The sequence below is a fragment of the Bradyrhizobium sp. cir1 genome (assembly GCF_014198245.1).
Taxonomy (GTDB): domain Bacteria; phylum Pseudomonadota; class Alphaproteobacteria; order Rhizobiales; family Xanthobacteraceae; genus Bradyrhizobium.
Genome location: NZ_JACIHE010000007.1, coordinates 1 through 20768 on the forward strand (window position 1 = coordinate 1; position 20768 = coordinate 20768).

The 20768-nt window shown below is 58.1% G+C and carries 15 protein-coding genes and 1 pseudogene; 2 read left to right on the plus strand and 14 right to left on the minus strand.

The window, feature by feature from the left end:
• Window positions 1-120: 120 nt before the first annotated feature.
• Both GGD63_RS16420 and GGD63_RS16425 read right to left on the minus strand, forming a co-directional pair.
• Window positions 121-585 carry a hypothetical protein gene (locus tag GGD63_RS16420; protein WP_183243766.1) on the minus strand — a complete coding sequence of 155 codons (465 nt, stop codon included), beginning with the start codon at window positions 583-585 and terminating at the stop codon, window positions 121-123.
• Between the two features lie 898 nt (window positions 586-1483).
• Window positions 1484-3955 (minus strand): bifunctional diguanylate cyclase/phosphodiesterase, encoded by a 2472-nt coding sequence (locus GGD63_RS16425; protein ID WP_183243768.1) that lies wholly within the window; start codon window positions 3953-3955, stop codon window positions 1484-1486.
• A 519-nt stretch (window positions 3956-4474) separates the two neighbouring features.
• Between GGD63_RS16425 and GGD63_RS16430 the strand changes: the two genes are divergently transcribed.
• Complete coding sequence (locus GGD63_RS16430; protein ID WP_183243770.1) at window positions 4475-4630, plus strand: hypothetical protein; 156 nt, start codon at window positions 4475-4477, stop codon at window positions 4628-4630.
• A 251-nt stretch (window positions 4631-4881) separates the two neighbouring features.
• On the opposite strand, the gene GGD63_RS40150 is transcribed toward GGD63_RS16430, so the two are convergent.
• From GGD63_RS40150 to GGD63_RS16485, 12 genes and pseudogenes are all read right to left on the minus strand, one after another.
• Window positions 4882-5076, minus strand: coding sequence for a hypothetical protein (locus GGD63_RS40150; RefSeq protein WP_246785530.1), 195 nt, complete (start codon window positions 5074-5076; stop codon window positions 4882-4884).
• A gap of 394 nt (window positions 5077-5470) precedes the next feature.
• Window positions 5471-5737, minus strand: coding sequence for a DUF3551 domain-containing protein (locus GGD63_RS16435; RefSeq protein ID WP_183243772.1), 267 nt, complete (start codon window positions 5735-5737; stop codon window positions 5471-5473).
• Between the two features lie 317 nt (window positions 5738-6054).
• The gene (locus GGD63_RS16440) at window positions 6055-7230 is read right to left on the minus strand and encodes a hypothetical protein (RefSeq protein WP_183243774.1); all 1176 of its coding nucleotides are present in this window, start codon (window positions 7228-7230) and stop codon (window positions 6055-6057) included.
• Window positions 7231-7305: 75 nt separating this feature from the next.
• Window positions 7306-9198: a methyl-accepting chemotaxis protein gene (locus tag GGD63_RS16445; protein ID WP_312013309.1), complete on the minus strand. Its 1893-nt coding sequence runs from the start codon at window positions 9196-9198 to the stop codon at window positions 7306-7308.
• A 795-nt stretch (window positions 9199-9993) separates the two neighbouring features.
• A pseudogene (locus GGD63_RS16450) lies at window positions 9994-11341 on the minus strand (transposase).
• A gap of 149 nt (window positions 11342-11490) precedes the next feature.
• Window positions 11491-12003 carry a copper chaperone PCu(A)C gene (locus GGD63_RS16455; protein ID WP_183243778.1) on the minus strand — a complete coding sequence of 171 codons (513 nt, stop codon included), beginning with the start codon at window positions 12001-12003 and terminating at the stop codon, window positions 11491-11493.
• A gap of 456 nt (window positions 12004-12459) precedes the next feature.
• Window positions 12460-14394 (minus strand): CopD family protein, encoded by a 1935-nt coding sequence (locus tag GGD63_RS16460; protein WP_183243780.1) that lies wholly within the window; start codon window positions 14392-14394, stop codon window positions 12460-12462.
• Window positions 14394-15332 (minus strand): copper resistance protein CopC, encoded by a 939-nt coding sequence (locus GGD63_RS16465; RefSeq protein ID WP_183243782.1) that lies wholly within the window; start codon window positions 15330-15332, stop codon window positions 14394-14396. The genes GGD63_RS16460 and GGD63_RS16465 overlap by 1 nt, the downstream gene beginning before the upstream one ends.
• 80 nt (window positions 15333-15412) lie before the next feature.
• The gene (gene amoB / locus GGD63_RS16470) at window positions 15413-16660 is read right to left on the minus strand and encodes a bacterial ammonia monooxygenase, subunit AmoB (protein ID WP_183243784.1); all 1248 of its coding nucleotides are present in this window, start codon (window positions 16658-16660) and stop codon (window positions 15413-15415) included.
• Between the two features lie 25 nt (window positions 16661-16685).
• Entirely contained in the window at window positions 16686-17507 is an 822-nt protein-coding gene (locus GGD63_RS16475) for a methane monooxygenase/ammonia monooxygenase subunit A (RefSeq protein ID WP_183243786.1), read from the minus strand.
• 155 nt (window positions 17508-17662) lie between these two features.
• The gene (amoC, locus tag GGD63_RS16480) at window positions 17663-18439 is read right to left on the minus strand and encodes a bacterial ammonia monooxygenase, subunit AmoC (RefSeq protein WP_210315837.1); all 777 of its coding nucleotides are present in this window, start codon (window positions 18437-18439) and stop codon (window positions 17663-17665) included.
• Between the two features lie 1248 nt (window positions 18440-19687).
• Window positions 19688-19933 (minus strand): hypothetical protein, encoded by a 246-nt coding sequence (locus GGD63_RS16485; protein ID WP_183243790.1) that lies wholly within the window; start codon window positions 19931-19933, stop codon window positions 19688-19690.
• 176 nt (window positions 19934-20109) lie between these two features.
• Here GGD63_RS16485 and GGD63_RS40155 point away from each other — a divergent pair, with 176 nt between their 5' ends.
• A complete protein-coding gene (locus tag GGD63_RS40155) occupies window positions 20110-20343 on the plus strand; it encodes a S1/P1 nuclease (protein WP_246785516.1) in 234 nt (77 codons plus the stop codon).
• Window positions 20344-20768: the final 425 nt, after the last annotated feature.

Here is a 20768-nt window from a genome sequence, read left to right on the forward strand (position 1 = left end):
CCAGCCGTCGTCGAGGCGCTGCGCCAGTACTGGATGCCGATCCGCTACGCACGCGACCGCTGATCACCGCGGACGTGGGAGCTCATACCGGTTACGGTCATCCTGAGCATCGAGGCTCTTTCATAAGCTCGCCTTGGCAACCGGCCAGTCAGCGCGTTCGATGTCATCGAAGTCACAAACCTGCCCGAAATGCACATGCCGGCCCATTTCATTCCAGCGATCGGGGCGCGGTATGCTGCTGCCCATTAGCATAGTGATTTCCTTGAAATGGGTGCGCAGTTCACCAAGTGCGGCCTCGGGGATCGACTCGCGTGGTTCCATTGCTTCGATGGCGGGACGAGTCGCCCGGATCAGCCGGTCGACTTGATCGATTGCGGCGTCAGGGGCGTGTCTTATTAGTTCGCCGCGCTTGAGGTTGAACCTGAATCGATATTCGCGAAGTTGACGGGAAGGCTCCTGTAGGCTGCCCTCAAAACTCGCTTCGGCGGCGGACTCCATCATTTCCGCCAAATCAAACCTGATCTGCGCAATCTCGTCCAGATCGAAGAAATCAAGCTTGAGCCGCCAGCCGTCGATAGCGGGCATGTGCTCGACAATCGCAGCCGCTGCGCGGCATTTGTCTTCATAGGCAGGGTCCGACCCAAACGAAATCCCGGTCGGACTCAAGCTCTCAACATCTCGCAAAGTCTTTCAAGCTTTGCAAGATTTGCTTCTATCGCCTCGAACTGTGCAAGCGCGTCGTAAAGAGTAGGTTTTTTCATTTTGTTGCCCCCCCAAATTATCGCATCATTCATTTGGCTCAAAGGGCACATTCAGGATGAACCCAAAGCGCAATTCGAGGGGTTTGCCGGGCTCTTCCTCGACGCCCTGCTCGAGGTGCCCATGAACCGTCAGGGGACCAATCTGGTTCGCTATCCCGTTGGCGGCGTGGTCGACAACCCCGCAATTCTTAAGCTTCGTGGGATCGGTGCATACGACTTGAATGGGGACGCGCTTCCATACGCACGGAGCGCTGGCGTGCGTCGAGCGCAGCAATAAGGCAACTAATACGCTCGGTCCGGCAGATTGATGCACCACAGAGATGCAGCCTTGCCCTAATCCCTGGTTCATAGTGCACATAACTCGCGTGATGCTCCTCGACGTGGAGCGGCTTGAGCTTTGCGCACCATGCTCTTCAATGTGAAATCCATCCTCCGACCCACGGTCTGAAACCAGGTTGGCTCGGTGACTACGGGTGACATCACGGAACTAACCGCAACAGCTGTTGTCGCTCCATATTCAATGCTTTGTCGTCGCTTCGAACGGCCGGATACAATGGAGAAGCAGTGCGGCGGAGAGGGTAGTCAACCCTATATAAAAATAAGCATTTTCTGCCATCGCGAGGCTGCTCGCGTAATCTGCTTGAGTGTTGGTGTCAGCTAATCGGGGCAGGAGGGGGATTGGCAGCGCAAGACCGCTGTTCCTTGTGGGTGGGGCCGTAGATTCACGCCGCTCTCGACGCCCTCGCGCCAAAACGACGCAAGAGCTGCGCCACCTCGGCGGCCGGCCTGGCGCCGCTGAATAAGAATCCTTGCACCTCGTTGCAGCCCTCGGCGCGAAGCCAATCGAGCTGCTCGGTGGTCTCCACGCCTTCCGCGGTCGTGGTGATGTTGAGGCTACGCCCGAGGCCCGAGATCGCGCGCACGATGGCGACGCAGTCGGAACGTTTTGCAAGATCCTTCACAAAGGAGCGATCGATCTTGATCTTGTCGAACGGAAAGCTGCGCAAGTAGCTCAGGCTGGAATAACCCGTTCCAAAATCGTCCATGGCGATGGAGACCCCGAGCTCGCGCAGCTGGTGCAGGATCGCGAGATTGGCGTCGGTCTCCGCGAGGAACACCGACTCGGTGATTTCGAGCTCGAGCCGCTTGGGCGGCAAGCCCGAATTGGCCAGGGCTAAGATCACCACCTGGACCAGATTGCGGCTACGGAATTGTGCCGGCGACAGGTTGACAGCGACCTTGATTTCGGGCGGCCACTTCACCGCCTCATTGCAGGCTTCACGCAACACCCACTCGCCGAGCGAGGCGATCAGTCCGATATCCTCCGCCACCGGAATGAACTCCGCCGGCGAGATCATGCCCTTCTCCGGATGGCGCCAGCGCAGCAACGCCTCAAAACCTGAGATCTTGTCCCGCGCGACGTCGACCAGCGGCTGGTAGTGCAGTTCGAATTCCCCATTGGCAAACGCGCGGCGCAGGTCGAGCTCCAGTTCGCGGCGCCGCTGCACCTGGTGATCCATCTCGCGCTCGAAGAAACGCTGCGTGCCGCGGCCATCTTCTTTGGCGCGATAGAGCGCCATGTCGGCGTTGCGCATCAGTTCCTCGCTACTCGTGCCGTCGGCTGGTGAGAGCGCAATTCCGATCGAGGCGCCGATCACCACCTCATTGCCGTCGATCCTATAAGGCGCACTCAATATCTCGATCAACCCGGCGGCGAAATCGCTCGCCTGCTTCGGTGAGGTGTCGTCAGCCAGGATAACCGCAAACTCGTCGCCACCAAGCCGTGCCGTCAGATTCTTGCCGGCTACTTGCGAGAGCAGCCGGTCGGCGACCTGCGTGAGCAGGCGATCTCCCATAGGATGGCCAAACGAGTCATTGACGTTCTTGAAAAGGTCAAGGTCGATGCACAGCACCGCCACGCGTTTGTCGGCGGCATTGCTGCCTTCGAGCGCCTCGTCTAGCCGCTCCCGAAGGAGCGCGCGGTTGGGGAGGTTAGTCAATCCATCGTGGAGCGCCATATGGGCAATGCGGGCCTCGGTCTTACGCCGTTCGGTGATGTCGACCACCGCGACCAGGTAACCCTCGCGCTCCTCCAGCATGAGGCGTCGCCCGAAGGTAAGCACACAAATTTCGCTGCCATCGGCTTTCACGTGACGCGAGTGATGTTCGGACTGGTAATTATCGCCGACGTCCCGCAGCGCCTGCGTATAGCTGAGCCACTCGTCCTTTGGCCAGATCTCGTGAACTCTCATCCGCAGGAAGGTCTCGCGGGCGTAACCGTAATGTTGCACCGCTGCGTCGTTAACTTTCACAAAGGCCATTGTCTCGGCGTCTAACGTCAACATCGGCATTGGATTGCTGTCGAACAGCAGCCTGAACGAAGCGTCTCGGCGCTTCAAGGGCGTGACGTCTGAAATAACCAGGGAGAGGATACCGCCGAAGGCGTTAATTGCCAACCGCAGGCTGCGTTCATCGCTGTCGATCTCGAACTGGTCACCCCGGTCGTCCTTAACCGCAGCTCGCAACCGCCCTACGACCGCTTGCGAACAGAGCAGATGGGCTCCACTGCTCAGACGCTGCCACAGCAGGCTTCGTTCTGTCACGTTTAGAAGTCTCACTGCTGCTTGATTGTGGTGCATGATCTGAAAATCAAACGGCTGGCCCGTCGCATCGCGAATGGTCGAGAGCGTGATTACGCCGTCATCGGTCGTGGAAAAGATCGCGTCGAGTAGATTGTATTCCGCGCCGCGCTCGTTGACGTAGGCGCCGACCAGCGTGCCGCCCCAGCGCGACAAAGTCGGCAGCGCTAACACGTCGTACGTGCGCACCATGCCGTCGCGGACGCAATGAGCGGCCGCGAGATAGGGATGGTTGTTTGCAATCGCGTTCGAGGCTGCCTCGCTGAGGACGGTCGCGCAATCCGGGCGCAGCGCGTCCATCGGAATGTCCCAGCGTTCATCGCCGAGCCACTTCTGCGCGTACCGCCCCGTCCGCGAAACGGCGAATGCGTCGTTGTCACATTTGAGCAGCACCAGGTGATCGGCGAGTCGCCCCAGGCTGCCCAACAGCACATTTTCATAGCGGGGAAGAGTTTCGCCGGGCTTGAGCGCAGCATGCCACTTACGACGCAGGACCGGCACGTCCTCGAACATCCCCGTATCTAATTTCACGGATTGCTTCCTGACAGCACCCATCACACATCCCCGAGATCCAAGCTTCCTGCCCGCGCTGCATCAAATCCGGCTTGACTTAATTCGCTGTAAACGATGGACGTGAATTGCAGCGAGTAGCCAATCTTGACAATCCTAAATCAGCTGATGGTTTAGCGCGCGTATGACGGATGGGCGAAGGAGTTGCACGCAAGCGGGAATTTAGCGCGACTCTTGGTAAGAAACCGATACTGCGCTCACAACAGGCTGCTGCAAGGCAGCCACCCGTGATTGCCTCCATGCAACCGGATGCAGGAAATCCTCGGCGCAGCGGAAGAATTCGACGCAAATATGCTGACGACGCCAGTATGATGACAGAAAACTTCGAACGAACGTTTTGAACGTCGCGCATTCTGCTGGCAGAGTTTTCGTCCGTTACACGCGTCTGTACGGGCTGATGTTTGTCCAATTCGTACCAACTATGGCTCAAACCCTTCCCGGCCGCCTCTCCCTCTCAGTGCCGCTGCCAATGAAAATGGGACCGGTGCTGCACACCGGTCCCACATGCGTGCCGGACGGCCGAAACCGTCCCGCCATCAGACGTCATTCAGCGGCGTCGAGCTGCTGTCGATCGTCGTCATCCGCGACATCCGGCTCCTCCTCATCACTGAGGAATTCGGGCAGCGGTCCGGCTTCGCCATCCTGCTCTACCGGCGCTGATGCTGCGTTGCATTGGGAAACGACGAACGAGCTGAAAGAGTAAGGCCAGAAATGACGGCAAAGAAGTGAACGACTACGAGACCAAACCGCAGCGCTTTACTGGTCGATGAGGCTGTTTAGTGATCGGACCACTCGTCGATAGCGATCGATCTGAGGTCTCGATGTCGAGCGGAATTCCCATCACGGATCGTCCGCTGCAGGACCGGCCCCATGGCACGTCAGTGACAACATCCTACTCGGCGAGCCTATCGCTACATTGTGGGAGCTTTGGAAAGAGCATCACGACCGATCTGTTTGAGCCGATCATGTCTTATTTCACCTGTGCTCGCCGCTTCCAGAATCTTCGAGGCGACATGGGTGCGAGCGCCGGTATCGTACCGGGAAAGATTCTTGCAGACGTCGTCGAGGACCACCCTTAAGAGCGCAGCGGTAGGGGCATCCAACATTTGGAAATCTATCATTCTCTTGCGGGTAACGTAGCGTAGATTTCGCGTCAGGAGCGCCACGTGGAAAACTACCCAAAGTAGAACCGTCGATAGGCACCATGGAAGAAGAAGCTGACAAGAACGCAACAAGCAGATGTCTGTTTGAGTTTTCGCGTTGTTTTCCTTGAATTGAATTAAAGAGCGACGCCCGACTGCGCGTGACGCCGATGAGCCACTACTTCCCAATCGTTGTTGCTTCGCGTCTTGATGCACCTGAAGAGACTGCATCGCGAGCGTACTTGCACAGGCGACTTCCGGTCAGGCGGAAGTCCAACGTCTCTCAACTTTGCACGGCAGGTCCATTAATATGAGCAATATTCCGACTGATGTCTCGATCACGCTTGACGATCACACATCAGCGCAATTGTGCTCCTTGTCGCTGGAACGCGTAGATTGGATTCATGCCGCAATAGGCGTAGGTGCCGGATGCAGTGGCAATGCACTGATCATAGGTCGAGAACTGGCAATTGCCCGGATATCCCCAGGTACGTCCCTGCAGGCAATAAACGTCCTGCCGAGTCGGGGGGATGTATGAACGACCCCGCGGAGCGGCGGTCGAAGGAGATCCAAAGCCGACGAGCATGGGAAGGGCAAGCACACCGATAAACAGAAGGTTGCGCATGAGACCTCTAGCCTCCGTTAAGTCTTGCTGAAGGATAGTGTATCCGGATTTGATGGTTTTGATCTTAGTCAATGGCAAATAGCCGGTCGCCGTCTGTGGGCCGATCGCCTTCGAACCGAGAGTGACGGCGCTCCGAGTTTTGGCGCAGCATTCGTGCTGTTTGTAGCAAGGTACGCTATTTCCAGCGTGACCAGGCACATGTGCCGCAATTCGGACTTGTCGCCCAAGCGGCTAGAACTCGAGATCGCCGAGTCGGTGTTCCTGCCCGAGACGGAAGCTAATCTCGCCACCTGCATCAACTGCGCGGGCTCTTTTCGTCAATTGCTACGCCTACGCTGTTCGACAGCAAGCCTCTGCAATGTGCCGCGGCCCTTTCTGATCATGCGACCCAGACGTCCGCCCAAGGAAAGGTCTGGGCGCGGCTTGGCGGATTCTAGGATGTGCGTGAGATGCCGGCGGTCGGTGGGGATGCTGTTGATTTCGGCATCGACCGCGGTCTCCACCGCCACCATCAAATTGTGCAGCCGCTTCCCCCAATCCGAGCCATCGAGCTCGATGCGCCCTCTCACGGCTTCCTCGATCCCATAAATTTCGGTGAGGATCTCCTTCGCCCGCGCAATGCGATTATGCGTGAATGCGTAGGTTAGCATCAGGTGTTGCTCGTCCATCTGATCGAGCACCATCGGGACCGCAACCGCATAGGGGGTCGCTGCGATCTCCGGCGCGGCCCTGCTCGCGGCGAGCTTTGTCGCGAGGTGAACCAGCTGCCACGGCGTTTCCAGCCGCCTCGCGATGATCGTGAGCGCGAACGGCACGGCTTCGGCGCGCTTTGCATGAAGCACATTCAAGAGATCGAACACCTTGGCGAGCGACCTGCCCTCGAGATCGGCTATCTTGAGTGGAAGCGCGCGGGCGAATTCAGCAAGCTCCTGGCGGGCGTGCATCACCCGAATCATCTTGATCAGGTCATTGAACGTGGCGCGCGAACTCGTATAGGCCTCAAGCCCGGTGCGCACAGCGGTGAGGCCATCGTCGGTTTCGAGAATTTGGTCGAGGTAGATCACGACCTTCTTTTGGAATGCCGCCGCGATCCGCCGCGCCTCGGCTTGGCAATTGACAACCATGACCTTCTGCGCGGTTGCCATGTACTCCCGGGCCATGCTCGGCAGCAGCTGTTCGGCCACGAGGTTCCAGATCGGCGCAAGCGATCCGCGCGCAATCTGCCCGCTGTTGGCGCGCTCTGGCGGGGCGTCCACCAGCACCGGCTCCAGCGGCTCGTAGAAATAGCGTAACCGATTGCCAATCCGGGAGTGGCTCTCCCCGGTCTCGTGGAACTCGGCGCGCAGCGCCGCGATGAGAGGCTTCGAATGTGGAATGTCCTCGCCCAACAGAAGCAGCCGTTCCAGCTCGGCGAGCAGGCGGGCGCGCGCCCGAGGCGTTAATTGCCGCAGATACTGCGTTAGATGTTCACTGGTCTGGTCCGGCTCAGTCATCGAACGCCTCTCACTGCTCCGGCCGATACCGTCGGGACACCCTGCATCGCTCCTCTCTAGCTCGCCTGCAGATAATCATGACCTGATCCCGGCGAGAAAGTCATCGGCTTCGACTTTGAGGCGATGGCTGGTTCGGGCAAGCACATTGGCAGATGTCAGCACCTGCGACGATGATGCGCCTGTGATGGACGCTTTCTGGGCGACCTGGCGGATGTTGCCCGCGACCGCTGTCGACATTTCGGCCGCACGCTGGATATTCTGGGCAATATCCTTGGTTACCGCGCCCTGCTGATCAATCGCAGCGGCAACCGCCGACGCGATTTGTGAGATTCTGCTAATACTATTTCCGATGTTTGTGATGGCGCTGACCGATTCCAGTGTCGCTGTCTGAATGCCGGCAATCTGCTCTCCAATTTCGGAGGTCGCGTTCGCCGTCTGGGTTGCTAACGACTTCACCTCGTGCGCCACAACGGCAAAGCCGCGGCCCGCATCGCCCGCACGCGCGGCTTCGATCGTTGCGTTAAGCGCCAAGAGGTTGGTTTGCCTGGCGATCGCTGCGATTAGCTCAACCACACCACCGACTTTTAGTGCCGCAGCCGACAGGTGCTTCATCCGCCGATCCGTTTCTTCGGCCTGGCGCACGGCCCCCTTGGCGATCTCCGTAGATTGCTCGACCTGCCGGCCGATCTCGGAAGCGGATGCCATCATCTCTTCCGTTGCGGCAGCAACAAGCTGAACATTGGCTGACGCTTCCTCCGAGGCCGACGCAACGTTGTCAGATATCTCCCGAGTAACGTGGGCCGTATCCGTCAGCTCGCGAGCGGAAACCTCCAGCTCGGTCGAGGCGGATGACATCGTATCGATGACGCCGCTCACGGCGTGTTCAAACGTGCTGGCAAGCTCTCCAAGCTCCGCCTTGCGTCGCATCCCGGCCAAGCGATCCTGTTCCTGATTCGCCGCAAGCTCCGCTTGCACCTTTTCCCGTGACCTGACCTTAAATGTTTCCATGGCCTGCGCCATATCGCCGATCTCGTCTGAACGGCCAAGGCCGGGCAGCGTGACGTCGAATTGCCCAGCCGCCAGTTGGCGCATTGCTGCGCTCATGCGGGTAATCAGCTTGGCCAGCCGCTGCCCGATAAGCACAGCAACGAAGCCGATTGTGAGAGTGGCCAGCCCAATTCCCCAGCTCAATATCGCTCTGAGGCGCGACGCATGCTCTTCCGCAGAGACAGCGCGAGCGTCTGCGGCTGCAATCGCCTTCAACAGGAGGGGGCGATTCCGGCCGTAGATCTGGACGAGATCGTCAACCTCGTTATCCAGCGCCTGTTGCGACACAAGGTACGCCAGAAAACTCGATCGATAAGAAGCAATAAGCTTCTTCAACTCGGCCTTAGCGTCCGAAGAAAACTCTGAGGCCGCAAGCGCGGCCTCGAATTCGGCAACCCGCTTTTCCAGCTCATCGCCGTATTTCTCCTCGTGCCGCAGCATGAAATCCTTTTCGTGCCGTCGCATCATCAACATCAACACCGTCAGGTGCGGCTCGTTGAAGTGCGCAAGCCGAGCTTCTGCCTGATGCACGGCTTCGCGGAGCTTACCTTGGAGTCCGTCATTCTCCGTAAGCCCGAGCACACGCTGCGCGGAAACGACATTGTTGAAACGAGTTGCGTAAAGGTTGATCCCGGCGCGAAGGAACGTCACGTCTTTCAGGGGATCGCCCTCCGACAAGGAAGTGACCTGCTTCTCGATCTGCTCGAGGTGCGCCAGCTCGTTCTTGATGCCTTGGGCGTGTTGCGCGATCAGGGCTTCGTTATGCTTGCGCAGAAACTCCAGCGCTAGCTGTTGCGATTCAAGAAAGGCTTCTGAAAGGAACGTCAGGTGAGCGCGAAGATTAGCGCTCTCGGTTACTTCGTTCTGTCCCTTCGCAAGATAATTCAGTCCGGCAATGCAAGTCGCTCCTGTGACAAGCACACCTACGATTCCTAGCAGCGCGATCTGGATACGTAGGGCTGGTCGAAGCCGACGAAGACCTTTTGATACGAGATGTTTCACAATTCTAGGGGCGGGCATCAGATTTCCAATCGGTGCATGCGCGAACAAACGTCACGAGGATTTTGATCAGCGCTCAAGTGAGCTGGCGAAATTGCTGATCGTTCGCGAAACCCCTAGTTTCGTTTGGTTACATAAGATTGAACGCCGCTGTCATCTGAATCATAAGTAGGGAGAACGGTTCGGGACTGCGTCAACAACACAGCGAGTGCTGGCGGCGGGCTCTCGAAACATCACGTGCAAACCTAGTAGTGTATCATCGTCTTTCCGGCTATCCGCTGCGAAGAAGGCCCTGGTGACGCAGGCATTCTGCACTTTCCGACTGACGTCCGCAGGATTTGCGCAGACAACATTAATGCACGACACTCCGCTCGGAAGCCTGACAAGGCGTGCCGAGTGCGCCACATGCGAAAGCTTGATCCCGGCGATCTGTCCAAACTGCTTCGCAAAGCACGCGCCATTGGCGGAGCGTATCAGCTTTGAGACGGTCACGATGGCAAGCTGGCTTTGGCGCGAGCTTCGTAGGGTTGAACTCCCCGTCGTTTACGTCGATGCAAGGCATGCACACGCAGCACTGTCTGTCCGCATGACGGCGAAGTTGGTCAACACAGTGAGGTAGTCAGACGACTGCTGCTGTTGGCCGATTCCGTGGAAAATGTCGGCAGGAGTTTCGTGGTGAACGCCCGCTATTCCACGGTCGAGTTGGCTTGGTGAGGCTCACGCGGGCGTCAGCGCGGGCATCGGGATCAGCTTGGCCATCTTACGAAGGTTCTGAATGGTGGCTGCCAGGGTGAACCCATCACGCGCGCTGTTCGGACCCCTTAGTCTCAAGCGATCGAGCTTGAGAATTCGTTTGAGGTGCGCGAACAACATCTTGATCTTCTTCCGGTGCCGGCGCGAAGTGTGACCCTCCCATGATCTTGCGATCTCGCGCGCCATGTCGCGAGCGCCCTCGTAGATCGAGCGCGCCACTTTCCGAGCCGGAGTGCTGGGGCAACACCTCTTTTTCAAAGAGCATGCTTGACAATCGTGCTTCCTTGCACGCTAGAGGATCGTCGCTTCATCGTTCACTGGCGTCCCTGTGGTGGTGAGGGTTTTGCCATCGGGGCAGCGATAGAGGTCCCCCGACATGATCATAGGTGAAGTCCTCGCGCGAGAAGGTCCCGTCGGTGCGTGCGGACTTGTCGAAGACGGTCACGTGCGGCTCGATCCCGTGTTCGTAGACCAGCCACCCTAGCATCGCGGCCGAGCCTTAGGCGCTGTCGCCGAGACGCCGGCTCGGATAAGGGACGAATCGTTCGAGCGAGCGTTGGATCATGCGCTTGGCGGCCAACACTTCCGCCTGGCGGATTGCCGTGGTCGCTTCGACATCGACAATGATGGTGTTGACGTCGACCAAGTAGTTCGTCGCATACGCAAAGTAGGCTTGTCCGCCGTGCGCTCCCGTCCAGCGCGCCGCCGGATCGGAGGGCGACACGAACTTCGGAGTGACCTCTGTCGCAGCACCGAACGCGGCATCGTCAAGAACGGTAAGGTACTCATCGATTGCTCGACCCGCGGCCTCCGGTAGAAGCCCCTTTTTGCCTTCGATCCCTTCTGCCGATTAGCATCCGCTTTGATCAGGCTCGCGTCGACCGCGAACCTTCGCCACCGACCAGCCGCGCCCGGATGCAGTGGCGCAAGACAGTCTCGAACACGCGACGGAAGAGATCGCTCCGACGGAAGCGGCCGTGCCTGTTCTTCGAGAACGTCGAGTGATCGGGGACAGCCGCTCCAGATCCAGCCGGCAAAACCAGCGGTACGCCAGTTTGAGGTGGACTTCATCGCAGAGGCGCCGCTCCGATCGTATGCCGAAGCAATAGCCCACCAGGAGCATCCTGATCATCAGCTCGGGATCGATCGAAGGCCGTCCGATGTTGCTGTAGAACGGCGCCAACTCCCGGCGCTGGTCCTCAAGCTCTACGAATCTACCGATCGACCGGAGTAGGTGGTCGGCCGGGATGTGTCTTTCGAGCGAGAACTCATAGAACAACGCAGCCTGTTCGACTTGCCAATGCCCCATCATGACCTTCAGTCCTGCCAATTAGAGAGCATGGCTACTTAATCGTAATGTTTCCATATCTGGGGCGTTCCCAAATGCCCATCGCCCTCATGGTTCGATCTCCCACAACCTGCCTCAGACGGCGTCCATGCTTCGCCCTTCCCCTGGCACTTTTAGTGGTGAGTGTGATGATGGATTGGCGTATCATCCTCTTCAGCCAAGCCTGCCGGCTCGATCGTGAATTCGATTTCTATGGTGCCCGCCTTTTCGAATTCCAACGTCCCTTTGACCATCTCTCCTTCCTTTAGTGCGCCGCGAAGTCCTTCAAACAGAATCCGCGCGCCACCGGGTTGAAGACGAACGAAACCACCAGGTTCTATTTGAAAGCCATGCTTACGGGTGACGAACTTAGCTGGCCGTGCGCCTGCATCGGCTTCCTGCAAGATCCCCTTCTCGCCCGAAAGCGACGCCCCGAGCAACCGATCTGGCCCTGTGCCCCTGTTCTGAATTTCGATCACATAAGCCGTCGTCGCGGTATTGGTCGTATCCTTTGCAGCCACCCAGGGATGCTGGATCAGTAGTGTTCCGACCTCCAACTCATGGCTGAAGGCGGTACTGTTAAAAAAAGCCAGGACGGCAACACCGGCAATCGGCGACAGCAATGCCCTTGCACTCGCCTTCAACATCGTGGGTTTCCAAGGCATCATGGCCTCCTCTGTAATCCGCGTTTAGCGCTTACCACTTTATGTTCGCGGGAAAGGTGGTCAGCGAACGTTTCCCGCAATTGCCGCTTTTGGAGGCGGGCTCAACTGGCCTGGATCAAGATCATTCCGCTGAATACCGGCAGCGCTAGCCACGATCACTCGGGGGCTGATGCGGGACGGCGAGATGAGATGCTCTTCTTCTGCGACCGATTCCCCACCCGAGTGCCCCAAAAGAGCTACCGCCTGCTTGTCGACGCAGAATCTGCTCGCTACTATGATCATGGCTCGTCCCGGCCTGCGATCTTGCTGGCACTAGACCTGTCGCCGCGACAAATGATCGATTGAAACTCGCGGGGGGGACTGCGCTCGGCGAGAGCATTGATCGCGAGTGCGATCAGCGGGAGCCAGACAGCAGTGAGGGCAAGCGCGGCCCGGACGCTAATGGTCATGGACGCCTCTCTTGTTGATCTCCGGTTCAGCTTGGAGCTGCGTAATTGCGTCGACCAGTTGCGAATGCGATGCTAATCTCTCCGTCTCGTCCGAACGCCAGCGTGCGCGCACGAATCCGAATCTGTCGATAAGAAACTCGATTATCGCTGGAGGCAAATCGTTGTCATCGAAGCCGGGGTTCGCCATTGTGCGCCGATAGAGATTCCACGCAGCGGCAATGCGATGGTCTATGTCGAACACGATGCAGGGATTTCCTGACTCACTTGGAGATGGGAACTCCTCGGAGGGAGACGGCATCACCGCGACGATCATTCCGCCTGCTTGCTCGATGGCGCGCGCGTGTTGCGTCAACTGATCTAGGCGCTGCGTTCGGATGCCATCTCGGAATATCAACACAAGTTTTGAGCGCCCATCGCTCCTATCTTTCAACTTCTCTCTCGGGTCAACGCCGCGGCACGTCGGAAAGTCGATCGCGTGAAGCCACGGCTGCCCCGCCGATATTTCGGGACCAAGAACTCTTGCTTCATAGCCAAGCGATAGAGCCATCACGTACTCGACCACTCGCCACCTGTCTAACTCCGACAGACTTTCGGCAAAGCCCGGCATCGCCGAGGATGGGAAGCCATGGCTCACCCACCAGTACATGTCTCCCATCGTATGGTTTCTCGTGTGCGGAGCGGTGAGATCGGCGGGCGGCGGCTTCAAATCTTTTGCCAACGGGCCGTCTCCTCTACCCCTCAGGCCGTGGCAAGCTACGCAATTAGCAGCGAATACGTCCTGCCCCTGGGCAATCGCTTCCGCGTCATATGGCACTGGAACCTTTGAGTAGGTCGAAGGATACGCGGGGACTGACAACCCGGGCAGTGCGACAGCCCCTGCGACGCCAAGTCCAGCAACAGCCGCGAGCGTCGCCCACCGCCATCTTTCCATACGGCCGAGCTCAAATGCGGCAATACTCCCAACTAACAGAGCAATGAAGCCGCCAATGGCCAGAACGTTACTTCCCGGTACGGTCCCCCAAGCGACGACTGGATCCAGACGGAACGAAAGCGGCCAGACTATCTCGACGTGCCTCGATGGAATGGCCTGAGACAGGCAGCCCGCAAGTAGCGTGACCAGAAATGCGAAGGCTAGCTCAATCTTCAAGACCATCGCGAGTGGCTGAGTTGCCCCTTCGGTCTTTAGCAAGGGCAATAGCCTCTGTCTAATAAACGCCGCGCAGATCAGGACCGTGCCGATGCAGGCGAACTTTCCCGTCAGGAGCCAGCCATATTCGGTCGCCACCAAACCCGGCCAAGTCCCCACGTTTTCGATCGCTAGAGCTACTCCGGTTGCGACCAGGAGCAACATGAGCGGCAGAGCGACCGTCGAAAAACCGCTTAGGAGCCTAGATTTACTTTCGGGCCTCTCCGCTGCGTGGCGAGCCATCGCGACAACGAGGGTTGACAGTCCTCCGAACCAGAGCGCCGCCGCAGCAACATGGATCATATTGATCGCGAGGTCTGCTATAGTGCCGCCAGCCGCCGAGTGGCTCGAGAACAATCCCACCAGCAGCGATAGTCCGCTGAAACTCGCGGCAAGACCTGGCTTGTGAAGAAGTCGCAAGCTCGCAACTCCGACTAGCACAAACCCAAGCGCCGCGACCTGAGCTCTCCCGAACCGCGTGTCCAAAATGATGAAGAGCACGTCGCTGGAGCTGACAGGTAAGACCGGCTTGCCTAGGACGGCGCCGATCCGAGCCGTTGAATACAAGAGACCGAGGACGAGTCCTACGGACGCAGCGATGGAAGCCATCGTCGTGAAGCGCGACCGAGTGCCGCTTTCAAGACCCTCGCGCCACAGTGCCAAACCCCAGCAGAATCCGCCGAAAGCTGCCGTGGAGGCGAAAGCAGTCCCTCGCGCAAGTGAGAGGACCGTTTCCATCAAGGTTCTCGGTAGAGAAATTTAAACTTGCCTTCCGTGCGATGCCCATCAATCGAGACAACGCTCCAACTGACGGTATAGAGCCCGGCAGATAGATGAGGCAGCGAAACATTCACGATTCGCCCGTTGCCGCTTAGCACGGGCTGCGAAAGCCCTGATACGGATTTATTATCGCGAGAAAGGGCGACATTGATGAGCCGCTGTTCGAGCGCTTCAGTGAAGTACAGGACCATCGGGTCGATCGGAGCTGAAATTTCGCTGCCATCTTGCGGCGTCGATCGAATGAGATGCGCATGAGCGAGTACCGCGCTTGGCATTCCGATCAGCACGGCCATCAGGACGAGCACGAACCTTTTCATCGAAGCAACTCGCCTTTGCCTGTGGTTCGCCGAGGATAGCTCCCGCCCGATCGAGTATCGCCGTCGTGCCCACAGAAACGTTCCCACGGCGCCTGACACTATGACCAGGCACCACGCCAGAAGACGTATCAGACTCCAGCCTCGCCCCACATCGAATGGAAAGTTTGCCACGCTTTGCCCACGACCTTCGATCGCCACCATGCCGACGTATCTGCCGGCTTTCTCGAAATTGACCTCGATCTTTATCGTTCCGTTCGGATACTTCCTTGGTGGAATGTAGAGGATGCTGGATGATGTGTCTGTCATTTCCATCCTTTGTACGCCGTCATCTCTAGCCAGTTTCACGCTTACCGGGATGTCTCGAAGGGACTCGTCGACGAAATCGAGAACAATGATCGTTCGCCCGACCTCCGGTATGTCCTCACAAAATTCGGCTCTCGAGTTCTGCGGCTGATAGCCAGTAAAATGCATGAAGTAGCTGTCCACTTTCAGCTTGCATTGGTCAGCCTCCATGGACACCGCTCCGTGCGCATGACCTTCGCAGACGGCGGCAAGAACAACGAAAGCGCCGAGCGCCATCACAAGGACGGCCGGGAACGCCCCTCTTCCGCTCGCGGTCGTCCGCCACTGACCTCGTCGCGACATTCGCGCACCCAAGTTTACTTGAGTTCCGTGAATACGGGCACGATTGGTCCGCCCATCTCCGCTATGACGCGTTTCCCATTCGGAGTGTAGAGGAGCAACAACCCGCCGAACTTGGAGTCGACGTCGGTGAGGAAGCTGACAAGGCGCTCCAATTCCCACACGGCGTCCGTTGCCTCGACGAGCACCTCTCTCGTCTCACCAGGATTTATCGGCGTATCACTACTGAGCGCAAGCCCTGTGCGTGCGACGAGATCCCTTGGGTAGGTCGGATCTACATTGGCTACTGCCGCTGGGAGCCCCTGATTGAGGAAGCGGATGTTTGCGGTCGTAAGCTCGCCGATTGAAAGAGGTTCCGACCCTTTGTTCGTTATCCTGATCCCTAACCTCATCGAACGGCCCGGCACCTCATAGGTGGCCGATATGACCTTGACCTCTGCGTCAGCAGGGCTTGCCGGGCGCGGCGCGACCTTATTCAACCCGCTCTGGAGGGGCACATTATATGGATATTCCTGATTGGCTCGGACATAGCCGCCGAAGACCATGACGAGAACGATCGCCGCCACCATAATCCCGACCCCGGTGTCCCTCAACGAAACCAACAAATCCTCCCTGCCCTTCTGCAGAACAATCCATCGAGGCAAAAACAGTGGACGAACCAACCAGAACAACAACCAAGCCGCAGCCACGGCCAGCCAAGCCACATGCCATCCGATGGCGTTAGTCAGCCCGAACGTCTGCAAGTCGTCGATCTGCAGTCCAGTCATAGTCTTGATGGGAATCGCGAACGAATGCGCATCACCCGAGATGTTTATCCACTGCCCCGGTCCCACCAGAGGGCCAGATCCCTTGATCGAGATCGAGGGATGGATGTGGCTGCTGCCCGGTGTACGCCCCTCAAGAACCATTCGAAAATCGTAGTCGCGGCCAAGTTCCAGCTTAGCGAAAGACTGCCTCGCTGGCTCACCGTTGAGGTATGTTTCCACCCTGGCAATTGTTGGTCCGGGCGATACGCTCGATACGAAAACAATATCCGGTGGAGTAACTGCGTCCGGCCAGTCCTCCATCAGCCTGAATTTTCCCGTTAGCTCGAACCGCTCGTTCACCTTCACGTCAGTTTTGGAGAAGTGGACATCGTAGAATTGTACCGTCCGGGTCCTTAAGTATGGCTCCTGAGCACGTTCGCCATGAGCGGCTGCGCTAGACACTCCGGCAGTGAAGGCAACAACCCAACCGGCAGCGAGTTTTATAAGTTTCGCCAACATACCCGTGTTCCCTGTGCTTATTCGCTTAGGACGCTGACCTGCTTTTCATACCCATGAAGGATTTGACGACATCGCCGTTCTTGAGGAACGTCGTCTGGGACGCAAAACGCCCAAGCTGCCACCAAAGTTGGTGCATGAATATGCAGATGAAGCCCGCGAACGCCGCCGACACCCAACTAACCGAGCTACCGAAAGTCCGGAGCGTACCGCGCTCGATGATACGCAGATACTCAGGCATGTTCGAACGCGGAAATGTGTAACCGATCATGTCGGCCAACGATGCGACCATTCCTTGGTGCTCGACTGGGAGATAGAACGGAGCCAAAGCGGAATAATTCGATGGCCAGAATACGAATCCGAACGCAAAGCCCGCGAAGATGGATGTGAACAGGCTATTGCGAAGGACGATTAAGGCCATATCCATCAACAATGCGCCCGCGATCACCTGTGACGGCACGCCTTCCGTGAAGGGGAAGCCTGTCCATATCCACCAATTCGCGTAACGTCCGAGCCACGTGGTGATCAGCAACACTGTTGCGCCCACCGTCGCGCCGATGGGCAAACGGAAGTTGACCCAGAAGATCGCCTGCAGAGCAGCAGGAAACATGATCATGGAGACGGGCGTGACAAGGGGCCAATATTGCCGGTCTTTCCAGTCGACATACATGTCCCAATCACCGACCGTGAGCATCACGTGCAAATGAAATGCTCCCGCAAAGAGGGGCACCACCGCCGCCACGACCAAGAAGTCGAATATGCGCGAGTATCTTGCTGCCTTGGGGGTTAGGCCGGAGACAGAAATGACCGTCTCACCCTTGGGGCCAGCTTTCCATTTCGGAATCGCCACTGCATCTATGTCGGTAATTTGAGGTGACTCCTCTCCCTAGGGTTTACCTGCTCTTCCCGGACTGGGATCGCTGTCCGGGAAAGGCTGTTGGCTTGTATTGTTGTCGTACGGCTTCCCGCACCGCGCTTTTCCGGCGTGTAGCCAACGCGGGTTGGTCACGCGCTCGCTGCGTCCTGCTCGAATACAATCGGAACGAGTTCTCTAAATCGTCCGACGATCTGCATCAGGACACCCGCCAGCGCGAGTGCGCACCATCCGAGAACCACGAAACCCCAATGCAGCGGGTGGGAGAAGATTTCCTCGGTGAGCCAGTAAGCGTGCCCCCATTCGTTGAAACCGAGATTCGGCAAAATGAGGAAAGGCCCCACTACGGCGAAGACATGCATGAGCGAGATCCCCCTGCAGAAGGCCGGAATGCGGGTCATTGCGTAAACAAAGCTGCCTACGCCAAAGAAGAGATAGATTGGAATGGTCGCATAGAACAGAATTATGTGACTGGGAGTAAACGGCGTGTCTCTGAGGGTCGTCTGATGCCAGACTCCATCTCCATCGGCGTAGAAGCTGCCTGTCCAGAAGATGCAGAAGCTGTACACGACGAGCCACATGGTCAGATAAAAGTAACTGCGCAACTCGACCTCGGGCGTGATGGCCTCAATGTTCTTGTCACGCGTCAGGAAGAGATAGGTCCAGCAGAGCGCGCCCGCGCCATACAAGACCGGCAATTCGATCTTGAAGAGCGTCATCCAGTATTCGCCAAATTCAGGTGAACTCGCATCGAGTCCCATGGAGAAACCAAAAGCCTGCTGATACAGCCGCGCGCAGATGTAGAGGATCGTCAGCGCAACGATCGCGAACGCGAACAATCCGTAGTTTATGCTAAATGTCTTGGTGCCCGTGACATTCGGTGTGCGATCTAACGCAGCGTCAGACATTATTCCCCCTCGATTTTGTCCCAGTACCTCAATAATGAGGTTTTGTTTGATGGGTTTTGGATTCCAAGTCGGGTAGCTGCTCAGGAGAGACCAGCACTTCGATGCTGTGCGGCGATCCGGGCCCGCGCCTGATGAAGCCGCACGTTCGGGCGGCAACACCGTTTTGGTGGACGAGTTGCCAAGCCGTCGCACCAATGCACCGACGTTGAAGCATTTTTCTGGATACGCTGGCCGACAATGAGTGCGTATCCCAGTCGGCATCAGTGCGCTCTCCAGGAATATTCATCCTACCGTGCGGATTCGCCGAGGATGCTCGCCTTAACGATTCGGAGTTGCCTTCGAAGTCGAACAGTGGACCGGCGCGCAAAACAAAGGCCCGCCTGTCGTGCAACGTCCCTCGACCGTGAGGCCGACCGCGTGAGCTGCATCGAAATAGGGACTGCTCTTATTGAGCACGTAAGCGGTGTTCCGAAAATGGCCGGCCGGTCGATCACCATTCGCGAGCGGGCTCCGCTGTTGCATATCCATTCCATCTGCCAAGCTGCGCCCCGACCGCTTTAGAGAGCGTGAAAACAGCCGGACGACCTCGGACCGAACTGGAGGCTCTGCACAGCATCCACGGAGTTCGACCGGCCCCCTCGCTCAAGCCTACTTAACACCGGCTACGTGGCTTGGGCAGCTACCAAGTCAGGTAGTTCCAGAGCACACCAGAGTATGTTCCATCCGCTTAGATGGTAGCGGTTGGATCCATCCTCAGTAGCTCCCTTGGCGGTCGGTAGTGTTCGGCCTTTCCTAGATGCTCATCTGCCCTCATGACGAGATAATGCGCGGGAAGGAGTAGGTGTTCATGAGCTAGGGCCAACCCACAATCAAAGTGGCTCACTGGGATGCGCCGGCCAGTTATCGCGAATAGAAACCATAGCTCGCTGTCCGATTGCCTATCATGGCGGAATTCGTTCGGGAACTCGTTCACCATCGTTGATGTGACGGCGGACGACTCAAAAGCTCAAGTTTGGATTGCGCCGGCCAAGCCAAGCCAGGCGCTGACATTGGTCCTCGCCGCAGTCTCGGAAGGATGGACTGCGGAAGTGTTGGACGTCCTGCTGCCCGTTGAGCAGCAGCGAACGTTCGAAGAACTTAAGCTCGAACCCTGCGCGACGTTTACAAAGTGGCTGAATAGCGAGCGCGGCCTGTTTCCGGAGGGCCACTCTGGATAGCAAAGGCTTTCCTCGCCAAGTTGTAGGTTGCCTAGGCAGGCTTACGCCGCTCGTTCTCAGCCCTATTCGCAGCCTTGAGCCGGCCTTCGATGTAGTCGGAAATGTCGCCGATCTCAGCCCGCAACTCGGCTTCCGAAATACCCTGCCCTTCGGCAGCCTCGACGAGGCGCCGGGTGAGTTCGGCTACGTCCTGCGACGCGCCAACCGTCTGATACTGCTCGACAGCGTGAACGCTCTTCTCGATCCAGAAATCGATAAACTCGCGAGCGTTGCTCACCGTGCCCCCCTACGCCGACAGAAGGGCTAGCGTTAGCGCCAGCGAGTAAATGGAGCAAGGCCGCATCAGTTAGCGGAGCCTTGCGTCCGACGCCATCGAAGGCGCTGGCCGTGGGACTGGGATGCCATCTTTGGCGGTTACGCCTCCGCGATCTTCGACGCGGACGACAAGGACGGATGGTCGGGCGTCGGCGTCAGCCCAGCGCAGGCGCAGATCTCGATCCCGCCGTCTGGGCTCAAGAGAGCGCCGATCTCGCAAAGCAGTTCGCATACGCGCCGCCGGTCAGTATGGGAAAGAACCCGCCTCTCCTGACGCGCGAGTACGAGACCGACGCCAAGAACGTGGCCAGAGCGCGGGCCGCTCTGGCGGGAGCCAGGCTGGCCAATTTGATCGAGACCGCTTTGAAGTAGGCCTTTTTCGCCGGCAACCGGCAAGACAATGATTTGGAAGTTCACGCAATGAAAAGATTATTCACGCAACATCGCTGCTAACCTTCCCGCATTCGCAGGGGTGCTCTCGTCCAATTGACGCCGACCACGGGGGCGCCCGTCTTGTTCGACGCCAGGAAGATCACGGCCGTCGTCGCCCTGTCGACCGGCGAACTTCGCGTCGACGCCGAGACCCCGTCCGACGCCGATTGACAGCCAATCCGCCGGTGGCGGTTTGTCCGCACTCGCTGCGGCCCCGATCTGGAAATCATCATGAGGCGCTCGCGACCTCAGATGGAAGATGACGCCAGCCACGACATCAACCCACTCGCGCCGACGCCGCCAAACGATTATCCAAACCCATTAAGCGATTATGCCGCCATCGGCGCTGGTTCCGTCGCCGACCG